This is a genomic window from Streptomyces sp. NPDC008150 (genome assembly GCF_042956945.1).
In the GTDB taxonomy this organism is placed as follows: Bacteria; Actinomycetota; Actinomycetes; order Streptomycetales; family Streptomycetaceae; genus Streptomyces.
Window position 1 is genome coordinate 392,028 of sequence record NZ_JBIBHJ010000003.1, and the last position, 18,037, is coordinate 410,064.

Consider the following 18,037-nt stretch of genomic DNA (forward strand, 5'->3'; position numbering starts at 1 on the left):
GGTGTCGGGCGCGCGCCGGGCCGGGCGCCCGCCCGGCATCGTTATGTTCCGTTCCATGCACCTTCCCTCCGGGGGGCGATCCCCGGACGCCCCGGACTCAGGACGTCTCCGACTGCTGGCCCTCACCGGGGCGGTGGTGTGCGCGCTCGCGCTGCCGCTCGCCATGGCCTCCGCCGGACCCGTCGGCGACGGCGGGTCCCGTCCGGCCGGCGGTTCCGCCGCGCACGGCGAGGGGAACGGCCGGGAGGGCGGCGCCGCACGCCCCGGCGCCGCGGCCCCCGCCCCCGGCGACTCCCGCTACTCCGTTCCCCGCTCCTCCGGCCCCGCCCCCGCCGACTCCGGGCCCGTCGACGACCGGGCGCCGTCCGCCGGGCGCTCACCGCTCGCGCTGGGGCTCGGACTCGCCACCGCGGCGCGCTGCGGTCCCGAGGTCGCCTCGCCCGAGGGGGTCGAGGCGCAGACCTGCGTGCTGACCCAGGGGGAGGACACCTGGGGGCGCGCCTACTACCGCAACACCACCGGCGCTCCGCTGGACGCCGCGCTCACCCTCATGGGACCGGGCGACCGCACCGTACGGATGCGGTGCGCGGCGGGTGCCGGGGACGAGCCGGCGATGTGCGAGACACCCCGTGAGCCGCACCGCGGCAGGCCGGCCGACTACACCGCCGTGGCCGAGTTCGCGGCGGGGGAGACGGGCCCGTTGCTGCTGCGCTCCGGGAGCGGTGCGGGGGCCGGCGAGGACGCCGGCGCGGAAGCCAACTCCCCTGCGGGAACCGGTAGTTGACGACCGATCGCGCTGCGTGAGGAAACCCGCGCATGAAAAGACCCGGCTGCTGGCGACGGGGGATGCACCAGCAACCGGGCTACTCGAACGGTAACAAGAGATCGGCGGTTAGCAAATTCGAAGTCGGCTTTCTGGACACCGACTTTGCGAATCCGCGAGAGCCCCGGCGGCCGGAGCCGGTGGGCCCCCGGACAGGGCCGCCGACCTCCCGGAACCCGCCGTGGGACCACCTCCGCAGCACGTCCGGAAGAGGTCCGCGGGAGTCCCGCGGACCCGCCCCGGGCGCGTCAGCTGAGAGTGACCTGCCGGTTGGTGAGACCGCCGCGCGCGCGGCGCTCGTCCGGGGTGAGCGGCGCCTGCTCGGCCAGGGCCGCGGTCAGCCGCTCGGCGAACTCGGCGGCCGGCTTCTCCACGTCCTGCGCACCGGTCCCGCTGGGCAGGTCCCACACCGGGACGGTGAGCCCGTGGGCCCGGAAGGACCCCACGAGCCGGGTGCCCTCGCCGAGTCCGGAAGTGCCCGCCGCGTGCAGCCGCGCCAGAGCGTCCAGAAGACGCTCCTCCTCGTACGGCATGACCCAGCGCAGGTGGTTCTTCTCCGGCGTCTCGCACCAGTAGGCGCCGTCGACGCCCGGGAGCTTCACGGTCGGGATGGCGGCGGCGTTGGCCCGCTCCAGGGAGGCGCTGACCTCGGCGGACACGTTCTCCGCGTCCGGCACCCAGAACTCGAAGCCCGCGTGCACCACGGGCTCGAACGCCGCGTCGGGGTCCAGCAGGTCCTGGAGCCGCGGTCCGTCGGCGGGGGCGCGACGGCCCTGCACCGGTGAACCGGCCGGGTTCTCCAGCGCGCGCAGCAGGGTGTCGGCGAGGTCGCGGCTGATGTCGCCGGACGCGGTGTCGTTCTGGAGGCCCAGCAGCACCGAACCGTCCTCGCGGCGCAGCGCGGGCCAGGCCATCGGCAGCACGGTGGCGAGGGTGACGGAGGGGACGCCCTCGGGCAGCCCGTCCTTCAGCGTCAGTTCGACCGTCGCCGCGGGCACCAGCTCGCGCAGCGCGACCCAGTCGCCCTCGCCGGCCAGACCCTCGAACGGGCGCTGCACCAGCTCGGTCGCGGCGTGCGCGGCGGCCCGGCCGTGACAGGCCTTGTAGCGGCGGCCACTGCCGCAGGGGCAGGGCTCCCGGGCGCCGACGACCGCGACGGCGCCGTCGTCGCCGCCCGCGGTCTGGGGGCGCTTGGCCTTCGTCTGGGGTCGCTTCTTGGCCATCTGCGTGTCTCCCGGTTACGGCTTGTCTCGTACGGGCCGGAGCCTAGCCGCTCGCGCCGGGAACCACGGGAGCCTGTGGACAACGGTGACGGTCACGAGGACGGCCACCGCCGCCGGGCCGGGACGGCCGGGCCGCCGTACGAACCCCTGTCCGACCGCGATGCTGTCGCCGGGGCGGTCTTCCGGCCACCCGCGTCCGCTGCCCGGGTCGGCCCGAACCGCCTTCCGCGGGGCGCCTGTTGACAGCCGCCCGGCAGCAGGGCCGTCCGGCCGCCGTGCCGCGAGCGACGGCGGACCGGTGGGGCCGCCGCGGGCGACCGCCCGCCGGGCCGGTTCCGCTCCCCGGGTCAGCCGCGTCCGGCCGGACCGCCGAAGCCGTCCAGCCCGTCGAAGCCGTCGAGACCGCGCAGTGCGGGAACGGCCGGTGCCGTGACGCGCGCGGTGAAGTCCTCGCGGCGGCAGCGGGCGTCCGGATCGTGCACGTCGTCGTGGACGACCACCCACACCGTGACCTCGCCCCGGGCGTCGTCGCGGACCCCCCAGTCCTCGGCCAGGGCGGTGATGATGCTGAGCCCGCGTCCGCCGTGCGCGCTGACCGAGGGGCTGGCCGGTGCGGGGCGGGTCGGGCCGCCGCCGTCCGTCACCTCGACGACGAGTCTGCCGCCGCCGTCGACGCGCCACGCGGCCCGGACGTCGCCGTCCCCCGCGAGCGCGTCCCCCAGCGGGCGGCCGTGCTTGCACGCGTTGCTCAACAGCTCCGAAAGGATCAGTACGGCATCGTCGATGACCGATTCCGTCACACCGCCGCTGCGCAGCTGATCGCGCATGCGGTGCCTTGCTCGCCCCACGCCCGCAGGACCATGGGGAACGGTCATGCTCGACGACGTGGGCACCTGCTGTGCCACCAAAAACGCCACCCCCGAGACCTCCTTCGCCCCACGCCACGGTGTCAATGCCCCATTGGCCTGTACCGGAAACCGGCAGGTCGGCCTTCACGGGACGCACTCGCGGAAACCGACCACGCTCCGGACGCGCCGGGCCACACCCCGTCGCCGTGTGGCTGATTCTCGACTGTCGACCGGCCTCGGAGGATGCGCCGGTCGGCCCGCGGAGTCAAGAGGGGCTGCGCGGAATGCGGCGCGGAATCGGCGCACGCGCGCGTACGGGCCGCCGCCGCGGTCGGAGCGGGCGCCCGTTCCCGGTCAGCGCCCCAGGCGACGCAGCACGTCGGCGGGGCGGTTCGTGATGATGGCGTCGACGCCGAGGCCCACGCAGAGATCGACGTCCTCCGGCTCGTTCACGGTCCACACGTGCACCTGGTGACCGGCCTGTTTCAGCCGCTCCACGTACGACGGGTGGCTGCGCACGATCCGCAGCGACGGGCCCGCGATCCGCACGCCCGCGGGCAGCCGCCCGTCGCGCAGCCGGGGGGACACGAACTGCATCAGGTAGACCGTCGGCAGCGTCGGCGACACCGCGCGCACCCGGTGCAGCGAGCGCGCCGAGAAGCTCATGACCCGTACGGGCGACTCCTCGGGGGCGGCCGGCGCGTCCAGGCCGAAGCGCTTCAGGAGCACCAGCAGGCGCTCCTCCACCTGTCCGGCCCAGCGGGTCGGGTGTTTGGTCTCGATGGCGAGTTCCACCCGGCGGCCCGCGTCGGCGACGAGTTCCAGCAGCCGCTCCAGGGTGAGCACCGAGGTGTCCGCGGGGTCCTCCGGCCGGTACTCCCACTCCGGTTCCTCGTCGCGCGAGCGCCAGGACTGCCGCGAGCGCCAGGCGCCGAAGTCCAGCGCCGCGAGGTCGGCGAGTTCCAGGGCGGAGACCGCCCCGCGCCCGTTGGACGTGCGGTTCACGCGCCGGTCGTGCACACACACCAGGTGGCCGTCGGCGGTCAGGCGTACGTCGCACTCCAGGGCGTCCGCCCCGTCCTCGACGGCTTTCCGGTAGGCCGCCAGGGTGTGCTCGGGAGCGTCTTCGGAGGCTCCGCGGTGGGCGACGACTCGAGTGTGGGGCTGCCGTGCGTGGGTCACCGCGTCATGGTGCCACCACGACGGGGTACGCGTGGGGAGTCCGGGACGGCAGTGCCCCGGGCGGTCCCGGGGGCGTAAGTAAATACCAGTCTCAGATTTGTATGTAAATAATGGCCGCGGACCCACAGCGGCCGCTTATGGCGCTCTGACGTCCCGTGGGAAAAGCTGACGGCATACGTACAGAGATGCACATGCACAGCTGATGCGCGCCGGACCTTCGCCAAGCGTGAGCGGGCGGGGACCCGGCGCGGTCCCAGACACAACAGCCGTGGAGCGAGGAGAAGAGCTGTGAGCACCGAGAACGAGGGCACCCCGGTACCCCCGGCCCCGTCTGCGCCCCCTGTGCCAGTGGCATCTCCCGGCGCCTCCCCGCAGTCCCCCGCGCCTGCCGGGAACACCCCGCCGCACCACCCGGCCCACGCCGCGCCCGCGGGCGCCCCGGCCGCGCCCCAGCAGCCTCCCGCGTACGGCACGCCCGCCCCGGGCCCGTACGACGCGCCCGCGCGGGCCCATGCGGCCACCGGCGCCCCGGCCGACGGGACGGTGCCGGGTGCGCCCGCCGGCGACCCGGGCGCCTGGCCGCCCCCGGCGCCGGCCACGCCCGCGTACGCGACGAACAACGCCGCCGGTGCCGACGGCACGGGTGCGACCGGCGGTGCCGGCGGCTGGGGCTCCGGCTGGGGTTCGCCCGAGCCGCTCCAGCCCGCCCCGAAGCCGGCCGGACGCCGCGGCGGACTGGTCGCGGGCATCCTGGTCGCCGCGCTGGTCGCGGGAGGCATCGGCGGCGGCATCGGCTACACGCTCGCCAAGGACAACGACGGCTCCAGCGGCTCGACGACGGTCTCGACCTCCCAGAGCGGAGGATCGTTCAAGCGGGACGCCGGCTCGGTCGCCGGGGTGTCCGCGAAGGCGCTGCCGAGCACGGTCACGATCGAGTCCGAGGGCACCAACGGCGAGGGCGGCACCGGCACCGGGTTCGTCTTCGACACGCAGGGCCACATCATCACCAACAACCACGTGGTGGCCGACGCGGCGGACGGCGGCAAGCTCACCGCGACCTTCCCGAACGGCAAGAAGTACGACGCGGAGATCGTCGGCCGCGCCGAGGGCTACGACGTCGCGGTCATCAAGCTGAAGAACGCCCCGTCGAACCTCAAGCCCCTCACCCTGGGCGACTCCGACAAGGTGGCCGTCGGCGACGAGACGATCGCCATCGGCGCCCCCTTCGGCCTGTCGAACACGGTGACCACCGGCATCATCAGCGCCAAGGACCGCCCGGTCGCCTCCAGCGACGGCACCGGCAGCAACGCGTCCTACATGAGCGCGCTCCAGACGGACGCCTCGATCAACCCGGGCAACTCCGGCGGCCCGCTCATCGACGCGCAGGGCGCGGTCATCGGCATCAACTCCGCGATCCAGTCGACCAGCGACTCCAGCGCGGGCGGCACCACCCAGTCCGGCTCGATCGGCCTGGGCTTCGCCATCCCGATCAACCAGGCGAAGTACGTCGCCCAGCAGCTGATCAAGACCGGCAAGCCGGTCTACGCGAAGATCGGCGCGTCCGTCTCGCTGGAGGACAGCACGGCCGGCGCGAAGATCACCGACCAGGGCGCGGGCGGCTCCGCGGCCGTCGAGGCGGGCGGCCCGGCGGCCGCGGCGGGCCTCAAGTCGGGCGACGTCATCACCAAGCTCGACAACCACGTCATCGACAGCGGCCCGACCCTGATCGGCGAGATCTGGACGCACCAGCCGGGCGACAAGGTGAAGATCACGTACAAGCGGGACGGCCAGGAGCACACGGTCGACCTGACCCTGGGCTCGCGCGAGGGCGACAGCTGACCGAGCGCGGCCAACGGGACGGAGCCCGTGCGCGACCGGCCCCGGAGAGGGCGCCGGCCGGGCACGGGCTCCGTCCCCGTGTGCGGCTCATCCCGCAGCGGGGGAGCCGTCCCCGGCGAGGTCCTGCGGATACCAGCGCAGCTCGACGGTGTTGCCGTCCGGGTCCCGCACGTAGACCGAGGTGGCGGTGCCGCGGGCGCCGAAGCGGTCGACCGGCCCTTCGAGCACGGTGAAGTCCCCGGCCGCGACGAAAGCGTCCCAGTCCAGCGGCTCCACGGTGAGGCAGATGTGGTCGACGTTCGACCCGTCCCGCTCCCCCGCGACCAGGTCGACGACGGTCTCCGGGGTGACCCGCACGGACGGGAACGGCACGGCCCCCTCCCGCCACTCGGCGACGCGAACCGGCGCCAGGCCGAGCAGCCCGGTGTAGAACTCCAGGGCGCGCTCGACGTCGGCGACGACGAGGACGAGGTGGTCGAACGCCTTGACGCGAAGGACTGATTGCGCGGAACTCATGTGCCTGCCTCGGGAGTTGTCGGAATCGATCGGGCCGAACGGCCCGCCCCCACGATCCGCCGCGGACCCGGCATCATCAAGTCGGCGCAGCGACAGCCCCGTTGATCCGGCCCCGACGATCCTCCGCGCGCGGAGACCCCACCGCCCGCCGGCCCACCGGCCACCCCCGACGCCCCGCCCGGACCAGGAACCCCGCACACCCCGGGGGGCCGGTACGCTGTACCCGCTCCGGCCCTGGTGGGCCGGGGCAGGGTGGGTTGCCCGAGCGGCCTAAGGGAACGGTCTTGAAAACCGTCGTGGCAGCGATGTCACCGTGGGTTCAAATCCCACACCCACCGCAGGTGAATGGCCCCCGACCAGGCTTGACGGTCGGGGGTCGTTGCCTTGCCGGCGGCCCGCCGAAACCGTCGTGCCTGCGCTGTCCCGCCCGACCGGGCACGGAAGGGACCCGACCCCGGGCACGCGCGGTCGGTCCGTGTCGGCGTCCGCGACGCTCACGCGCGCCGGAAGAGCTCCGGTACCGGGCAGACTTCCAAGACCGCATCCGGCTCGTCCGCCCACTGCCACCAGACGTGCCCCCGGGCACACTTCGACAGCGCCCGGCACGCACGCCCACCGCCCTCGCGTCCCACGAGCACCATCCCGGCCCACGCCAGTACGTGGCCGCACTCCGGACAGGACACCGGCTCGTCCACCTGGTCTGCCCTCACCCTCAACTACCTACTGGTCGATCGGGACTCGTAGACGATCAGCCCGGCCGTGAGGATGTCCATAGCCGGCCGGACTGGGCAGAGTTGAAGCACCCTTGCCCCGGCCGTGAAGGATGCCGGGGCTCGATGGTTGTTGAGGGGGAGCGTGGAGGGCTCACAGCCGCAGCGGACGGCGTTCGCCGTCGAAGTGCAACGACGCGGGGCAGAGGACTGGTACGGGCAAGGAATCACGCCCAGCTGGTTCTACGGTCGTACGGCGGCTGAGGCCGCGGTACAGGCGTTGGATCGATACCTGAGTCTCTATGACCGAACCGTCGGCTCTCTGGTCGCCTCCGGTGCCCACGAGTTGCGCATTCTGGTGCGGGTCCAGGGGAGCAGCGCCCGGCACGCGATTTTCACCTTGCAGAGCGTTATGGAGCACAAGGTGCGTACTGACGTCGACCGACGGCGGGATGCTCTGCGTCGACTGGACGCGGCAACCGAAGCGCTCCAGTCGTCCATCAGGGACGCGATCACCGTCGGTGTTCGGCAATCGCATGTCGCTCGAATCTCCGGGTGGAGCAGAGAGACCTTGCGGAAGCTGACGCGGAGTGAGCCTCGCGGTGCCAAGTAGCTTGGCCAAGCCGGTTGGCGCGATTATTACTCTGCGTACCGGCGGTCTCGCCCCGTGCGCTCAATCGTGGGTGTTATGGAGCAAGTGTCGCAATCGCCTGGAATTCTCAGAGTGATGAGGTTGACGCGCTGAGTATTTGTGCTGTCGGAGCCCATGACTCAGCGAAGTCGAACCGAGATCCTTGAAAGGTCAGGACGGGCCCTGCCTCCCTACCAAAGTCGACAGGGACCCGTCTCCGAAGACCGTTGAGAGGTATCGGATGTTCTACGACATCACGCTGACCCTTATTCCGCCAGTCAATGAGCACCCCGTGAAGGCGGTCATCTACATCATCGTCATCCTCGTCCTCACTGGGCGCCGCAACTGGCGGACCGAACTCGGCAATTCCCGCTAATAGGGATGCGGGGTGCCGTGTCGTCAGTGGACGTCGACGTAGTCACCGGCGACCGTGGTCGCGGCTGTGGTCTTCGTGCCGGGGAACCAGTAGCGCCAGTAACCGTCCGCGGCCGCCTTGACGGTGGTTCTCAGGGTGCCGGTGGAACTGCTGCGGATCGTCTTCACCGTGGTGTAGGTGGTTGTGCCGGCCTTGCGGAACTGGAGCTTCACCGGCTGGTCGGCATAACCGTGGTAGGCCAGGTCGTCCCACCAGCTCGCGCGGCTCAGCTTGCCGGCGACGGTGATCGTCCTGCCCCTGGCGACCGGCTCCGGTGACGCGTTGACCGTCAGAAGGGACTTTCGCTGGATCCGGAGGCTGGAGTAGGGGTCGGTGGACGTCCAGTCGCCGTTCTTCGCCACGACGGAGATGTAGGCCTTCCACGTCCCCGCCGTCGCGTTCTTCAGCAAGGTGGGGTTTCCGCTGATGGTGAGCCTGCACGTGGAGGTCGCGTCGCTGACCGCCCGGCAGGCGGCCTGGTTGGAGGTCGGGTTCAGGACCCCGTCGTACTCGTCGGTGTTCAGGTGGGTTCCGTGAAAGAGCACCAATGAGACGTTCTTGATGTTGGACGGAGCGGTCGCCGTCACCGTGACGGCGATCGTCTTCGTCGTGGTACCGATGACGACGTCCTTGCCGCCATTGACCGTCGCGTTCAGGATCCTGATGTCGCCACTGCCGCTCACGGTCGCCTGGGCGGTGGGTGCGACCAGTGCCGACAGGGTCAGCGTACCGACGGCGGTGATCAGGGCGGACGCGCGCATGAGATCCCCTGTTCCCTGGAGTGGGTTGGGGGATCGGTGTACCGAGTCACGATCACCCATTGGTCGGCGGAGTGTACGACAGCGCTGTTCAACGCCGGTCAACAGGGCGGTTGTTGGAGACGGGAAGTCCATCCCGCGGGTTTCCGGCCGGGGGGTCCGGCCCGGCGCTCACGGGCGGTGGCCCGTCATGCGGGCCGCCGAGGCGATCGTGGCGCGGGCCTCCTGGTCCGTCAGGCCCGTCGTCACCGCCGCCGTCGCCAGGGCCGGGGCGAGGTCGGGGCCGATGCCGTCCTCGTAGGCGCGGCAGGCCGCCCAGAAGAGGCGGGTGTTGCGCTGGCCCTCGTGTGCCGCCAGCACGAACTGCACCAGGCCGTCGCCGTGCCCTCCCACCGGGCGCGGGGCCCGTGTGCGGCGCGGCGGCGGGAGGAGCAGGGTCAGCAGCGCCTGCGGGCACGGGGCCGGGGGCAGGTGGGCCGTGCCCGGGGCGATGCCGTAGACGCCGTGCACGGTGCGGGAGCCGGGGCCCACCAGGTAGCCGCCCGCGCCCCTGATGTCGATGCCGGGGGCGAGGCGGCCGGCGGAGTTGGGGACGACCACGTGGGGCGGGCCGCTCAGCCACAGGTGCCGGCCTCCGCTGGGCGTCAGGACGACGATCGTCTCGGGGAGGGTGAACAGGTGGCGCAGGGCCAGTTCGCGCAGCGCGGCCGAGGAGTCGGTGCCCGACTTGGTGTCCAGGTCCACGCCGATCAGGTGGTGCGGAGGCAGCCCGCACGCGATGCCGTAGCCGGTGGCGTGGGGTGCCGCGGCGAACATCGCGCGGATGCGGACCGGGTCGGTGCTCGCGTCGTACACGCCGTGGCCGAGGCGGCCGCACTCGCCGTGGCACGGGGCCGGGGCGGGGTCGGGGGTGTCGTCGGTGCGGTGCGGGGAGGCGAGGGCCGGGAGTTTCATCCGGGACAGCGGGATGACGGCCAGTCCGCGTTCGGCGGCTGACAGGGCGTGGGCGAGGGCCAGCGTCGTGGCCTGCCGGTCGAAGGTGGCCATGACTTCATGTTCGTACGTACGTTCGAAAAAAGGAAGAGGGGGCGACCGGGACCGGGGACCGACGCGCCGAGGGAGGCGGGCGGGCCGCAAAAGTGGCGGAACGCTTCCCCTCTTGCACCGCCCGGCGACGGGTGGCCGGGGGCGCTCCTGGATGGGTTTAAGGGCGGGATGGGGGTTTATCGACTTGTCCTCACGCTTGAGGGCGAATAACACCTTCAGGCCTGGTTCGCCGGGGTTCCGGTGGGTGACTCTGGATGTGCGACGTCGAGACCAGCACCGGGGCGGTCGGCCAACTGCCTTGGTAACAGCCGTAGTCAGCCGCATTTCACGCACCGTCGGCACCGAAGCCGGGTGCGTACCGTTCTGGAGGAACAACATGGCAAGCATCCGTACCGCCCGCGTCATCGCCGCCGTCTCGGCCCTCCCGCTCGCGGTGGCCCTCTTCGCCGGCGTCGCGGCGGCGGACAACGGCGCCGTAGCGGACAGCGGATCGAACGCGGGAGTGGCGACCGTCAGCGGCAGCGGAGTCGGGCACGACAACTCCGGGAACTCCTCGACGACACAGCAGCAGGCGGTGGGGGCGGGCGCCTCCAACCAGAGCAACACCGCCCAGGTCGACGGCTCGGCCTTCACGTCCATCAACCAGGGGAACGAGAACGTGGCCGTCCATTTCGTGAACCTCTGGTGACCCGCGCCGGGCCGGGACGGCCTGCCTCCGGTTCCGGCCGACCCTGACGGCCATCCCTGCGCGGCGGTGCCCTGGGCACCGCCGCGCAGAGGCGTTCGCGGGGGGATTCCGGTTCACCGCCCCCGGGACAACCCGCACACCGCCCGGACCGCTCCTCCACCTCCAGGAGGTGGGGCCCGCCCCACCCCTACAACCTGAGGCGGATCCTGCTTAGGCACCTGCGGCCGATCCGCCACCACCCCCGCCGCTCCTAGCGTGGAGTCATGACCACACCCGTCTGCACCAGCGCCTCGAACGCCGCGCCGCGGACCCCGCACACCGTCGTCCACCCCACGTTCGCCGCCTACATGCGTGCCCGCCAGCCCGCGCTGCTGCGGACCGCCCGTTCGCTCACCGCCAACCCGAGCGACGCCGAGGACCTGCTGCAGACCGCGCTCGCCAAGACGTACGTCGCCTGGGAGCGGATCGAGGACCCGCGCGCGGTCGACGGCTACGTCCGCCGGGCCCTGGTGAACACGCGGACGTCCCAGTGGCGCAAGCGGAAGGTCGACGAGTTCGCCTGCGACGAGTTGCCCGAACTCGAGGCCGCCCCCGGCCGTCCCGGCCAGTCCGGCCAGGAGGACCCGGCGGAACGGCAGGCCCTGCACGACGCGATGTGGCGGGCGATAGTGAAGCTTCCCGCCCGGCAGCGGGCCATGGTCGTCCTGCGGTACTACGAGGACCTGAGCGAGGCCCAGACCGCCGAGGTGCTCGGGGTCTCGGTGGGCACGGTCAAGTCGGCGGTCTCCCGCGCGCTCGGCAAGCTCCGCGAGGACCCCGAGCTGGTCCTGGCCCGCTGACCGGCCGCCCCGCCCAGGGGCCCCGGGCCGACCCGGTCACCGCCCTCGCCGGCGCCCCGGTCACCGCCCCCACCTCCGCCGGTGCCGCATGATCGATCGTTCTCGCTAGTGACGTACCGTGCGGTATGTGCGCAGAATCGGCACAGCCGTTACTACCGCCACTACCGCGCGGGCAATGCCGCCCGCCCCGGGAGGACGCCGTGCTGAGCACCATGCAGGACGTACCGCTGACCGTCACCCGCCTTCTCGTCCACGGGACGCTGGTGCACGGGCGGTCCCGGATCACCACCTGGACCGGCGAGGACGAACCGCAGGTGCGCACCTTCGCCGAGACCGGTGCCCGCGCGGTGCGCCTCGCGAACGCGCTGCGTGACGAACTCGGCGTCCGCGACGACGACCGTGTGGCGACCCTGATGTGGAACAACGCCGAGCACGTCGAGGCGTACTTCGCGATCCCCTCCATGGGCGCGGTGCTGCACACCCTCAACCTGCGGCTGCCCGCCGCCCAGCTCACCTGGATCGTCAACCATGCCGCCGACCGCGTGATCATCGTCAACGGCTCGCTGCTCCCGCTGCTCGCACCGCTGCTGCCGCACCTGACGACGGTCGAGCACGTCGTCGTGTCCGGGCCGGGCGACCGGTCCGCCCTCGACGGCTCCGCCGTGCGCGTGCACGACTACGAGGAGCTGATCGCGGACCGGCCCACCACGTACGACTGGCCCGAGCTGGACGAACGCCGGGCCGCCGCCATGTGCTACACCTCCGGCACCACCGGCGACCCCAAGGGCGTTGTCTTCAGCCACCGTTCGATCTACCTGCACTCGCTCCAGGCCAACGCGACCGAGTCCATGGGGCTCACCGACCGGGACACCTCCCTGGTCGTGGTGCCCCAATTCCACGTCAACGCCTGGGGATTGCCGCACGCCAGCTTCATGACCGGCATCAACCTCCTCATGCCGGACCGGTTCCTCCAGCCGGTGCCGCTCGCCGAGATGATCGAGCGGGTGCGCCCCACGCACGCCGCCGCCGTCCCCACCATCTGGCAGGGCCTGCTGGCCGAACTGACCGCCCGCCCGCGGGACATCTCCAGCCTCGCGCAGGTCACCATCGGCGGTTCCGCCTGTCCGCCCTCGATGATGGAGGACTTCGACAAGCTCGGCGTGCGCGTCTGCCACGCCTGGGGCATGACCGAGACCTCGCCCCTCGGCACGGTCGCCCGGCCGCCGGCCCACGCGATCGGCACCGACGAGGAGTTCGCGTACCGCATCACGCAGGGCCGGTTCCCGGCCGGTGTGGAGGCGCGTCTCACCGGGCCCGGCGGTGAACGCCTGCCCTGGGACGGCGAGTCGGCCGGTGAGCTGGAGGTGCGCGGACCGTGGATCGCGGGCGCCTACTACAACGGCCCGGACGCCGAACCCCTGCGCCCCGTCGACAAGTTCAGCGAGGACGGCTGGCTCAAGACCGGCGACGTCGGCACCATCAGCGCCGACGGATACCTCACCCTCACGGACCGCGCGAAGGACGTCATCAAGTCGGGCGGCGAGTGGATCTCCTCCGTCGACCTGGAGAACGCGCTGATGGCGCACCCGGACGTCGCGGAGGCGGCCGTCGTCGCCGTGCCCGACGAGAAGTGGGGCGAACGCCCGCTCGCCACGGTCGTCCTGCGCGAGGGCGCCACCGCCGACTTCGCCTCGCTGCGCGCCTTCCTCGCCGACGAGGGCGGCGTCGCCAAGTGGCAGCTCCCGGAACGCTGGACGATCGTCACCGCGGTGCCGAAGACGAGCGTCGGCAAGTTCGACAAGAAGGTGCTGCGCCGCCAGTACGCGGCCGGGGACCTGGACGTCACGCGACTGTGACCGGGCGCGGCGGGAGGGGTACCGACGGGAACCGTCAAGTGCCCCTCACACCGGCCTAGTTGGTACCGATACGTGCCAGCAGGTCCACGATCCGGTCCTGCACCTCGCCGCTGGTGGACCGCTCCGCCAGGAACAGCACCGTCTCGCCCGACGCGAGGCGCGGCAGGTCGGCCTGGTCGACGGCGGCGGTGTAGACGACCAGCGGCGTGCGGTTCAACTGCCCGTTGGCGCGCAGCCAGTCGACGATGCCGGTCTGCCGCCGGTGCACCTGCATCAGGTCCATCACGACCAGGTTCGGGCGCAGTTGGGCCGCCAGCGTCACCGCGTCCGCGTCGCTCGCCGCCCGCGCCACCTGCATGCCGCGCCGCTCCAGCGTCGCGGTCAGCGCCAGCGCGATCTCGGCGTGCTCCTCGACGAGCAGGACGCGCGGCGGGTGCTGCTCGCTGTCGCGCGGCGCGAGTGCCTTCAGCAGGACGGCAGGGTCGGCGCCGTACGCCGCTTCCCGTGTCGCCTGCCCGAGGCCCGCCGTCACCAGGACCGGGACCTCGGCCGCGACCGCGGCCTGGCGCAGCGACTGGAGCGCGGTGCGCGTGATGGGCCCGGTCAGCGGGTCGACGAACAGGGCCGCGGGGAACGCGGCGATCTGCGCGTCGACCTCTTCGCGCGAGTGCACGACGACGGGACGGTAGCCGCGGTCGCTCAGCGCCTGCTGCGTGGTCACGTCGGGCGCGGGCCACACCAGCAGCCGGCGCGGGTTGTCCAGCGGCTCGGGCGGGAGTTCGTCGTCCATCGGCTGCGGGCGCGGCGGGTCGGCCACCTCGACGGCACCGCCGGGACCGTCGAGCGGCTCGGGCCCCTCGTCGGCGTTCTCGTCCGGAGCCCCTATGGCGTACGACCGCCCCGCCCCGTCCGGCAGTTGGACCATGCGCGGCACCTGTCCCGACAGGGAGGGCTGCGCGGGTGCCTGGTCGGGACGGGCGTTCGGGTCGGGCGGGGTGCCGAGCTTGCGCCGGCGTCCGGCGCCGCCCGGCTGGTGCGGCGGCGGGGTGGCCGTCGGCTGCTGGACCTGTGCGGCCTGCCTGCTGAACGGGACGCCCTGGCCGAGGGTGCGCACGCTTATGGCGCGCCCCTGCGTGGAGTTGGGGTCGACCGGCATCGACGCCTCGGCGGGCAACGGCTGCGCGGCCCGCCCCTGCGTCGCGCCCGGGTCGTGCGCCGGGTTCGGCGCGACGGGGCCCGCGGTCGCCGAACCGCCGCCGTTCGCCGTGCCGTTGGCGCCGTGCGGGGCGGCGGGGCTCTCCATCGGCAGCGGCCGGCCCGAGGTGGCGCCCTGCTCGGCGGCGGGCGCGGCACCGGGCACGCCGGCCCCGGGTGCCGCCGGGCGGAGGGCGTTCTGTCCGGCCGTCGGCGGGGTCTGGCGCTGCGCGTTGCCCGCGCGGGTGCCCTCGGCGGGCTGGGGCCAGTGCGGTGCGGCCGGACCGCCGGGCCCCTGCGGGGGCCGCACGCCCTGCGGGGGTACGGAAGCCTGCGGCACCGACGGGACCCGCGGGATCTGCGAACCGCTCTGCGCGGCCTGCGGGTTCGGCGGACCGCCCGGCAGGCCCTGCGGCACGCCCTGCTCGGGGTTCTGCCGCGGAACCTGCCCGGTCTGCGGGGGCACCGCCGTACCGGCGGCGTCCGCCGGGGCGGCGACAGCACGGCGCCGGCGCCCGGTGGGGCCGCTCGCCGGGTGGGGCTGGGGCGGGGTGCGGTCGTCGTCCTGGCCATAGGCGGCCGGGTCGTGCCGCCCGTCGTCACCGGCGGGCATCGCGCCGGGCACACCGGCCGCCGGGAACGCCCCCGGCACCTCACCGGGAACCGGCGGGGCGGACCGCGGCGCGGCCTGCGCCTGCTGCCCGGCCCCCGGAGCCTGCGCCGGCTGCTGCGTCCGGACCCGCGCGAGACCCTGCGCCTGGACGGGTGCCTGGCCCTGGCCGGGAGCCTGCCCCTGCGCGGGAACCTGGTACTGCTGCTGCCCGGGGTACTGCCCCGCGACACCGGCACCGGCGACACCGGGACCGGCGGCACCCTGCCCGGCGACTCCGCCGCCGACGCCGTTGTCCTCGTCCGCCGGCCGGTCCGCCTCGGCGGGCGGAAGGGCGAAGACGGTACGCGGACCGGCCTCCTGGGCCGCCGCCCGCTCCTGCGCCGCGGCGAGCGCGCGCCGCCTGCGCCCGGTCGACTGGCCACCGGAGTCGGCGGCACCGGTACCGGTGCCCTCCGCCGCCCCGGATCCGCTGCCCAGCGCGTACGGGCCGCCCTGGGCGGGGGCGTCCGTGCCGGTCGCCGCCGGGAGGGCCGCGGGCAGCGCGTGCCGCTCGCCGCCCCCGTTCGGGTTGCCGCCCTGCCGTCCGCCGCCCTGCTCGGGCACGCCCCGCGGCGGAACCGTGCCGCCCAGGTTGTTGCCCGACGCCGCGGCGCCCGCGGCCTGTTCGCGGGCGGTGACGATGCCGCCGCCGGCGGCCTCGCCGGTGCCCCGGCCGAGGGCGTTGCCGGGGGGAAGCGCGTTGCCCTGCGGGAGGGCGGCGTCGGCGCCGTCGGCCGCCCGGCCGCGCCGCCTGCCCGTGCCGCTGGACGCGGCGGGTGCCTCGATCGCGGGCTGCGCGGACTCCTCCGCCGCGCGCCGTCGGCGCCGTCCGGTCGGGGCGGCGGCCGTACCGGCGGCGGACTCACCGCCGTCGTCACCGCCGTCGCCCTCGGCGTCACCGTCCAGGAAGGCGTCCACGGAGGACCGCCGCGCCCGCCGCCGTCCGCCCTGCGTCTGGCCGTGCTGGCCGTGCTGACCGGTGCCGGTGTCCCCGGGGCCGGCCTCCAGCGACATCTGCGGCGGGGCCGCGACCGCCCCCGCGCCGCTGCCGATCGGTACTTCGAGCACGTACGCGCTGCCGCTCATGCCCGGCACCTCGTGCGTCTGGAGCACGCCGCCGTGCGCGCGCACGATGCCGCGTACGACGGGCTCGTGCACCGGGTCGCCCCCGGCGTACGGGCCGCGCACCTCGATGCGCACGACCTCGCCGCGCTGCGCGGCGGCCACGACGACCGTGTTGTCGAGGTAACCGCCCGTGGAGACGGGGGTGTTGCCGGTGGCGTCCACGCCGGCCACGTCCGCGACGAGGTGCGCGATGGCCGTCGCGAGCAACTGCGGGTCGACCTCGGCCTCGATGGGCGGCGCGTGCACGGCGAACTGCACGCGGCCGGGGCCGATCAGGTCCACCGCGCCCTCGACGCCCGCGGCGACGACCGCGTCGAGCATGGACTTCGTCCGCGTGATGCCGGCCGGGCCCGCGACGTCGAGCTGCTGGAAGCCGAGGACGTTGTCGATGAGGGTGGTGATGCGGGAGTAGCCGGCCGACAGGTGGTGCAGCACCTGGTTGGCCTCCGGCCACAACTGCCCGGCGTCGTCCGCCGCGAGGGCGGACAGGTCGCGGCGCAGCTCGTCCAGCGGCCCGCGCAGCGAACGCCCCAGCAGGGTCAGAAGCTGCTCGTGCCGGGCCGACAGCGCCTCGTACCGGTCCTTCTCGCGCTCGCCGAGGGCCGCGTAGCGCTCCTCGTTGGCGGCGAGTTCCTCCTCGTGCCGCTCGGTCAGCTCCTCGATCTCCCGGACGTGCTGCTGGCGCAGGGCGGTCAGCTCGGACGCCCGCTCCTCCGAGAGACGTTCGAGTTCCGCCTCGTGCCGCTCGGCCTCGGTCTCCTTCTCCTCGGCGAGCGCGTCGTACGGCCGCCGGTCGGCGAACGTCATGACGGCGCCGACGAGTTGGTCACCGTCGCGGACCGGCGCGGTCGTCAGGTCGACGGGCACCTTGTCGCCGCTCTTGGACCAGAGCACCTGCCCGCGCACCCGGTGCTTGCGCCCGGAGCGCAGGGTGTCGGCGAGCGGCGACTCGGCGTACGGGAAGGGGGAACCGTCGGAACGGGTCGACAGGATCAGGGTGTGCAGCTCGCGCCCGCCGAGGTCGCTGGCGCGGTAACCGAGTATCTGGGCGGCGGCCGGATTGACGAGGACGATCCGTCCGTCGGTGTCCGTGCCGATGACGCCCTCGGACGCGGCACGCAGGATCATCTCGGTCTGCCGCTGGGAGCGCGCGAGTTCGGCCTCGGTGTCGACGGTGCCGGAGAGGTCGCGCACGACGAGCATCAGCAGTTCGTCGCCGCCCGGGGAGTAACCCGAGCCGTAACCGTCGTACGCCTGCTGGGGGTTCTCCAGATTGGCGCTGGTGACCTCGACGGGGAACTCGCTGCCGTCGGTGCGGCGGGCCGTCATCCGGGTCGGCTTGGTCCTGGCCTGCGGGTCGACGTGGTCGGGGGCCCGCATGGAGCCGGGGATCAGCTTCGAGTCGAACTCGGGCAGCAGGTCGAGCAGTCCGCGCCCCACCAGGGCCGTCCCCGGTGCCTCGAAGGCCTCCAGGGCGATGGTGTTGGCGTTGACGACGGTGCCGTTCGCGTTGACCAGCACCAACGCGTCGGGCAGTGCGTCGAGTATGGCTGCGAGGCGAGCAGCGCCTCGGGATGGCCTGCTGCTCACGAGCGCTTCCTCCCTGTTACCGCACCTTGCCGACCGCGGAGGCCATCTTGCCAACCAGCCCGCGACGTGTCACGCGAGGGAGTCTACGGGCACGGGTTGTG

General features: G+C 73.4%; 13 protein-coding genes and 1 tRNA gene. 7 read left to right on the plus strand and 7 right to left on the minus strand.

Annotation, left to right across the window (positions count from 1 at the left end; genetic code table 11):
- Positions 1-55 precede the first annotated feature (55 nt).
- Positions 56-784: a hypothetical protein gene (locus tag ACFZA0_RS11060; protein ID WP_391014191.1), complete on the plus strand. Its 729-nt coding sequence runs from the start codon at positions 56-58 to the stop codon at positions 782-784.
- A gap of 287 nt (positions 785-1,071) precedes the next feature.
- On the opposite strand, the gene ACFZA0_RS11065 is transcribed toward ACFZA0_RS11060, so the two are convergent.
- From ACFZA0_RS11065 to ACFZA0_RS11075, 3 genes are all read right to left on the minus strand, one after another.
- On the minus strand, positions 1,072-2,046 hold the full coding sequence (locus tag ACFZA0_RS11065) for a DUF5926 family protein (protein ID WP_391014192.1): 975 nt from the start codon (positions 2,044-2,046) through the stop codon (positions 1,072-1,074).
- Positions 2,047-2,393: 347 nt separating this feature from the next.
- Complete coding sequence (locus tag ACFZA0_RS11070; RefSeq protein ID WP_391014194.1) at positions 2,394-2,963, minus strand: ATP-binding protein; 570 nt, start codon at positions 2,961-2,963, stop codon at positions 2,394-2,396.
- Positions 2,964-3,248: 285 nt separating this feature from the next.
- Positions 3,249-4,076, minus strand: a complete 828-nt coding sequence (locus ACFZA0_RS11075) for a glycerophosphodiester phosphodiesterase family protein (protein WP_391014196.1) — start codon at positions 4,074-4,076, stop codon at positions 3,249-3,251.
- Between the two features lie 288 nt (positions 4,077-4,364).
- On the opposite strand from ACFZA0_RS11075, the gene ACFZA0_RS11080 reads away from it, so the two are divergent.
- A complete protein-coding gene (locus ACFZA0_RS11080; RefSeq protein ID WP_391014198.1) occupies positions 4,365-5,915 on the plus strand; it encodes a trypsin-like peptidase domain-containing protein in 1,551 nt (516 codons plus the stop codon).
- 87 nt (positions 5,916-6,002) lie between these two features.
- Here the strand turns inward: ACFZA0_RS11080 and ACFZA0_RS11085 are convergent, their stop codons facing one another.
- On the minus strand, positions 6,003-6,431 hold the full coding sequence (locus ACFZA0_RS11085; RefSeq protein WP_391014199.1) for a VOC family protein: 429 nt from the start codon (positions 6,429-6,431) through the stop codon (positions 6,003-6,005).
- 251 nt (positions 6,432-6,682) lie between these two features.
- Between ACFZA0_RS11085 and ACFZA0_RS11090 the strand changes: the two genes are divergently transcribed.
- Both ACFZA0_RS11090 and ACFZA0_RS11095 read left to right on the plus strand, forming a co-directional pair.
- Positions 6,683-6,769 (plus strand) — tRNA-Ser (locus ACFZA0_RS11090).
- A gap of 1,244 nt (positions 6,770-8,013) precedes the next feature.
- Positions 8,014-8,148, plus strand: a complete 135-nt coding sequence (locus tag ACFZA0_RS11095) for a hypothetical protein (RefSeq protein WP_391014201.1) — start codon at positions 8,014-8,016, stop codon at positions 8,146-8,148.
- A 23-nt stretch (positions 8,149-8,171) separates the two neighbouring features.
- On the opposite strand, the gene ACFZA0_RS11100 is transcribed toward ACFZA0_RS11095, so the two are convergent.
- Both ACFZA0_RS11100 and ACFZA0_RS11105 read right to left on the minus strand, forming a co-directional pair.
- Entirely contained in the window at positions 8,172-8,948 is a 777-nt protein-coding gene (locus ACFZA0_RS11100) for a DUF5707 domain-containing protein (RefSeq protein WP_391014203.1), read from the minus strand.
- 168 nt (positions 8,949-9,116) lie between these two features.
- Positions 9,117-9,992 (minus strand): bifunctional DNA primase/polymerase, encoded by an 876-nt coding sequence (locus tag ACFZA0_RS11105; protein WP_391014205.1) that lies wholly within the window; start codon positions 9,990-9,992, stop codon positions 9,117-9,119.
- A gap of 376 nt (positions 9,993-10,368) precedes the next feature.
- On the opposite strand from ACFZA0_RS11105, the gene ACFZA0_RS11110 reads away from it, so the two are divergent.
- The 3 genes from ACFZA0_RS11110 to ACFZA0_RS11120 all read left to right on the plus strand — a co-directional run bounded on the left by ACFZA0_RS11110 (position 10,369) and on the right by ACFZA0_RS11120 (position 13,375).
- Complete coding sequence (locus ACFZA0_RS11110; RefSeq protein WP_391014207.1) at positions 10,369-10,680, plus strand: hypothetical protein; 312 nt, start codon at positions 10,369-10,371, stop codon at positions 10,678-10,680.
- A 263-nt stretch (positions 10,681-10,943) separates the two neighbouring features.
- Entirely contained in the window at positions 10,944-11,519 is a 576-nt protein-coding gene (locus ACFZA0_RS11115; protein ID WP_391014209.1) for a SigE family RNA polymerase sigma factor, read from the plus strand.
- Between the two features lie 212 nt (positions 11,520-11,731).
- Positions 11,732-13,375: a long-chain-fatty-acid--CoA ligase gene (locus ACFZA0_RS11120; RefSeq protein WP_391014431.1), complete on the plus strand. Its 1,644-nt coding sequence runs from the start codon at positions 11,732-11,734 to the stop codon at positions 13,373-13,375.
- A 55-nt stretch (positions 13,376-13,430) separates the two neighbouring features.
- Here the strand turns inward: ACFZA0_RS11120 and ACFZA0_RS11125 are convergent, their stop codons facing one another.
- On the minus strand, positions 13,431-17,936 hold the full coding sequence (locus ACFZA0_RS11125) for a PAS domain-containing protein (RefSeq protein WP_391014211.1): 4,506 nt from the start codon (positions 17,934-17,936) through the stop codon (positions 13,431-13,433).
- Positions 17,937-18,037: the final 101 nt, after the last annotated feature.

Coding starts and splice junctions, on each gene's coding strand:
- ACFZA0_RS11060 (WP_391014191.1), top strand. CDS start 56: ATGCACCTTCCCTCCGGGGGGCGATCCCCGGACGCCCCGGACTCAGGA.
- ACFZA0_RS11065 (WP_391014192.1), bottom strand. CDS start 2,046: ATGGCCAAGAAGCGACCCCAGACGAAGGCCAAGCGCCCCCAGACCGCG.
- ACFZA0_RS11085 (WP_391014199.1), bottom strand. CDS start 6,431: ATGAGTTCCGCGCAATCAGTCCTTCGCGTCAAGGCGTTCGACCACCTC.
- ACFZA0_RS11095 (WP_391014201.1), top strand. CDS start 8,014: ATGTTCTACGACATCACGCTGACCCTTATTCCGCCAGTCAATGAGCAC.
- ACFZA0_RS11100 (WP_391014203.1), bottom strand. CDS start 8,948: ATGCGCGCGTCCGCCCTGATCACCGCCGTCGGTACGCTGACCCTGTCG.
- ACFZA0_RS11105 (WP_391014205.1), bottom strand. CDS start 9,992: ATGGCCACCTTCGACCGGCAGGCCACGACGCTGGCCCTCGCCCACGCC.
- ACFZA0_RS11110 (WP_391014207.1), top strand. CDS start 10,369: ATGGCAAGCATCCGTACCGCCCGCGTCATCGCCGCCGTCTCGGCCCTC.
- ACFZA0_RS11115 (WP_391014209.1), top strand. CDS start 10,944: ATGACCACACCCGTCTGCACCAGCGCCTCGAACGCCGCGCCGCGGACC.
- ACFZA0_RS11120 (WP_391014431.1), top strand. CDS start 11,732: ATGCAGGACGTACCGCTGACCGTCACCCGCCTTCTCGTCCACGGGACG.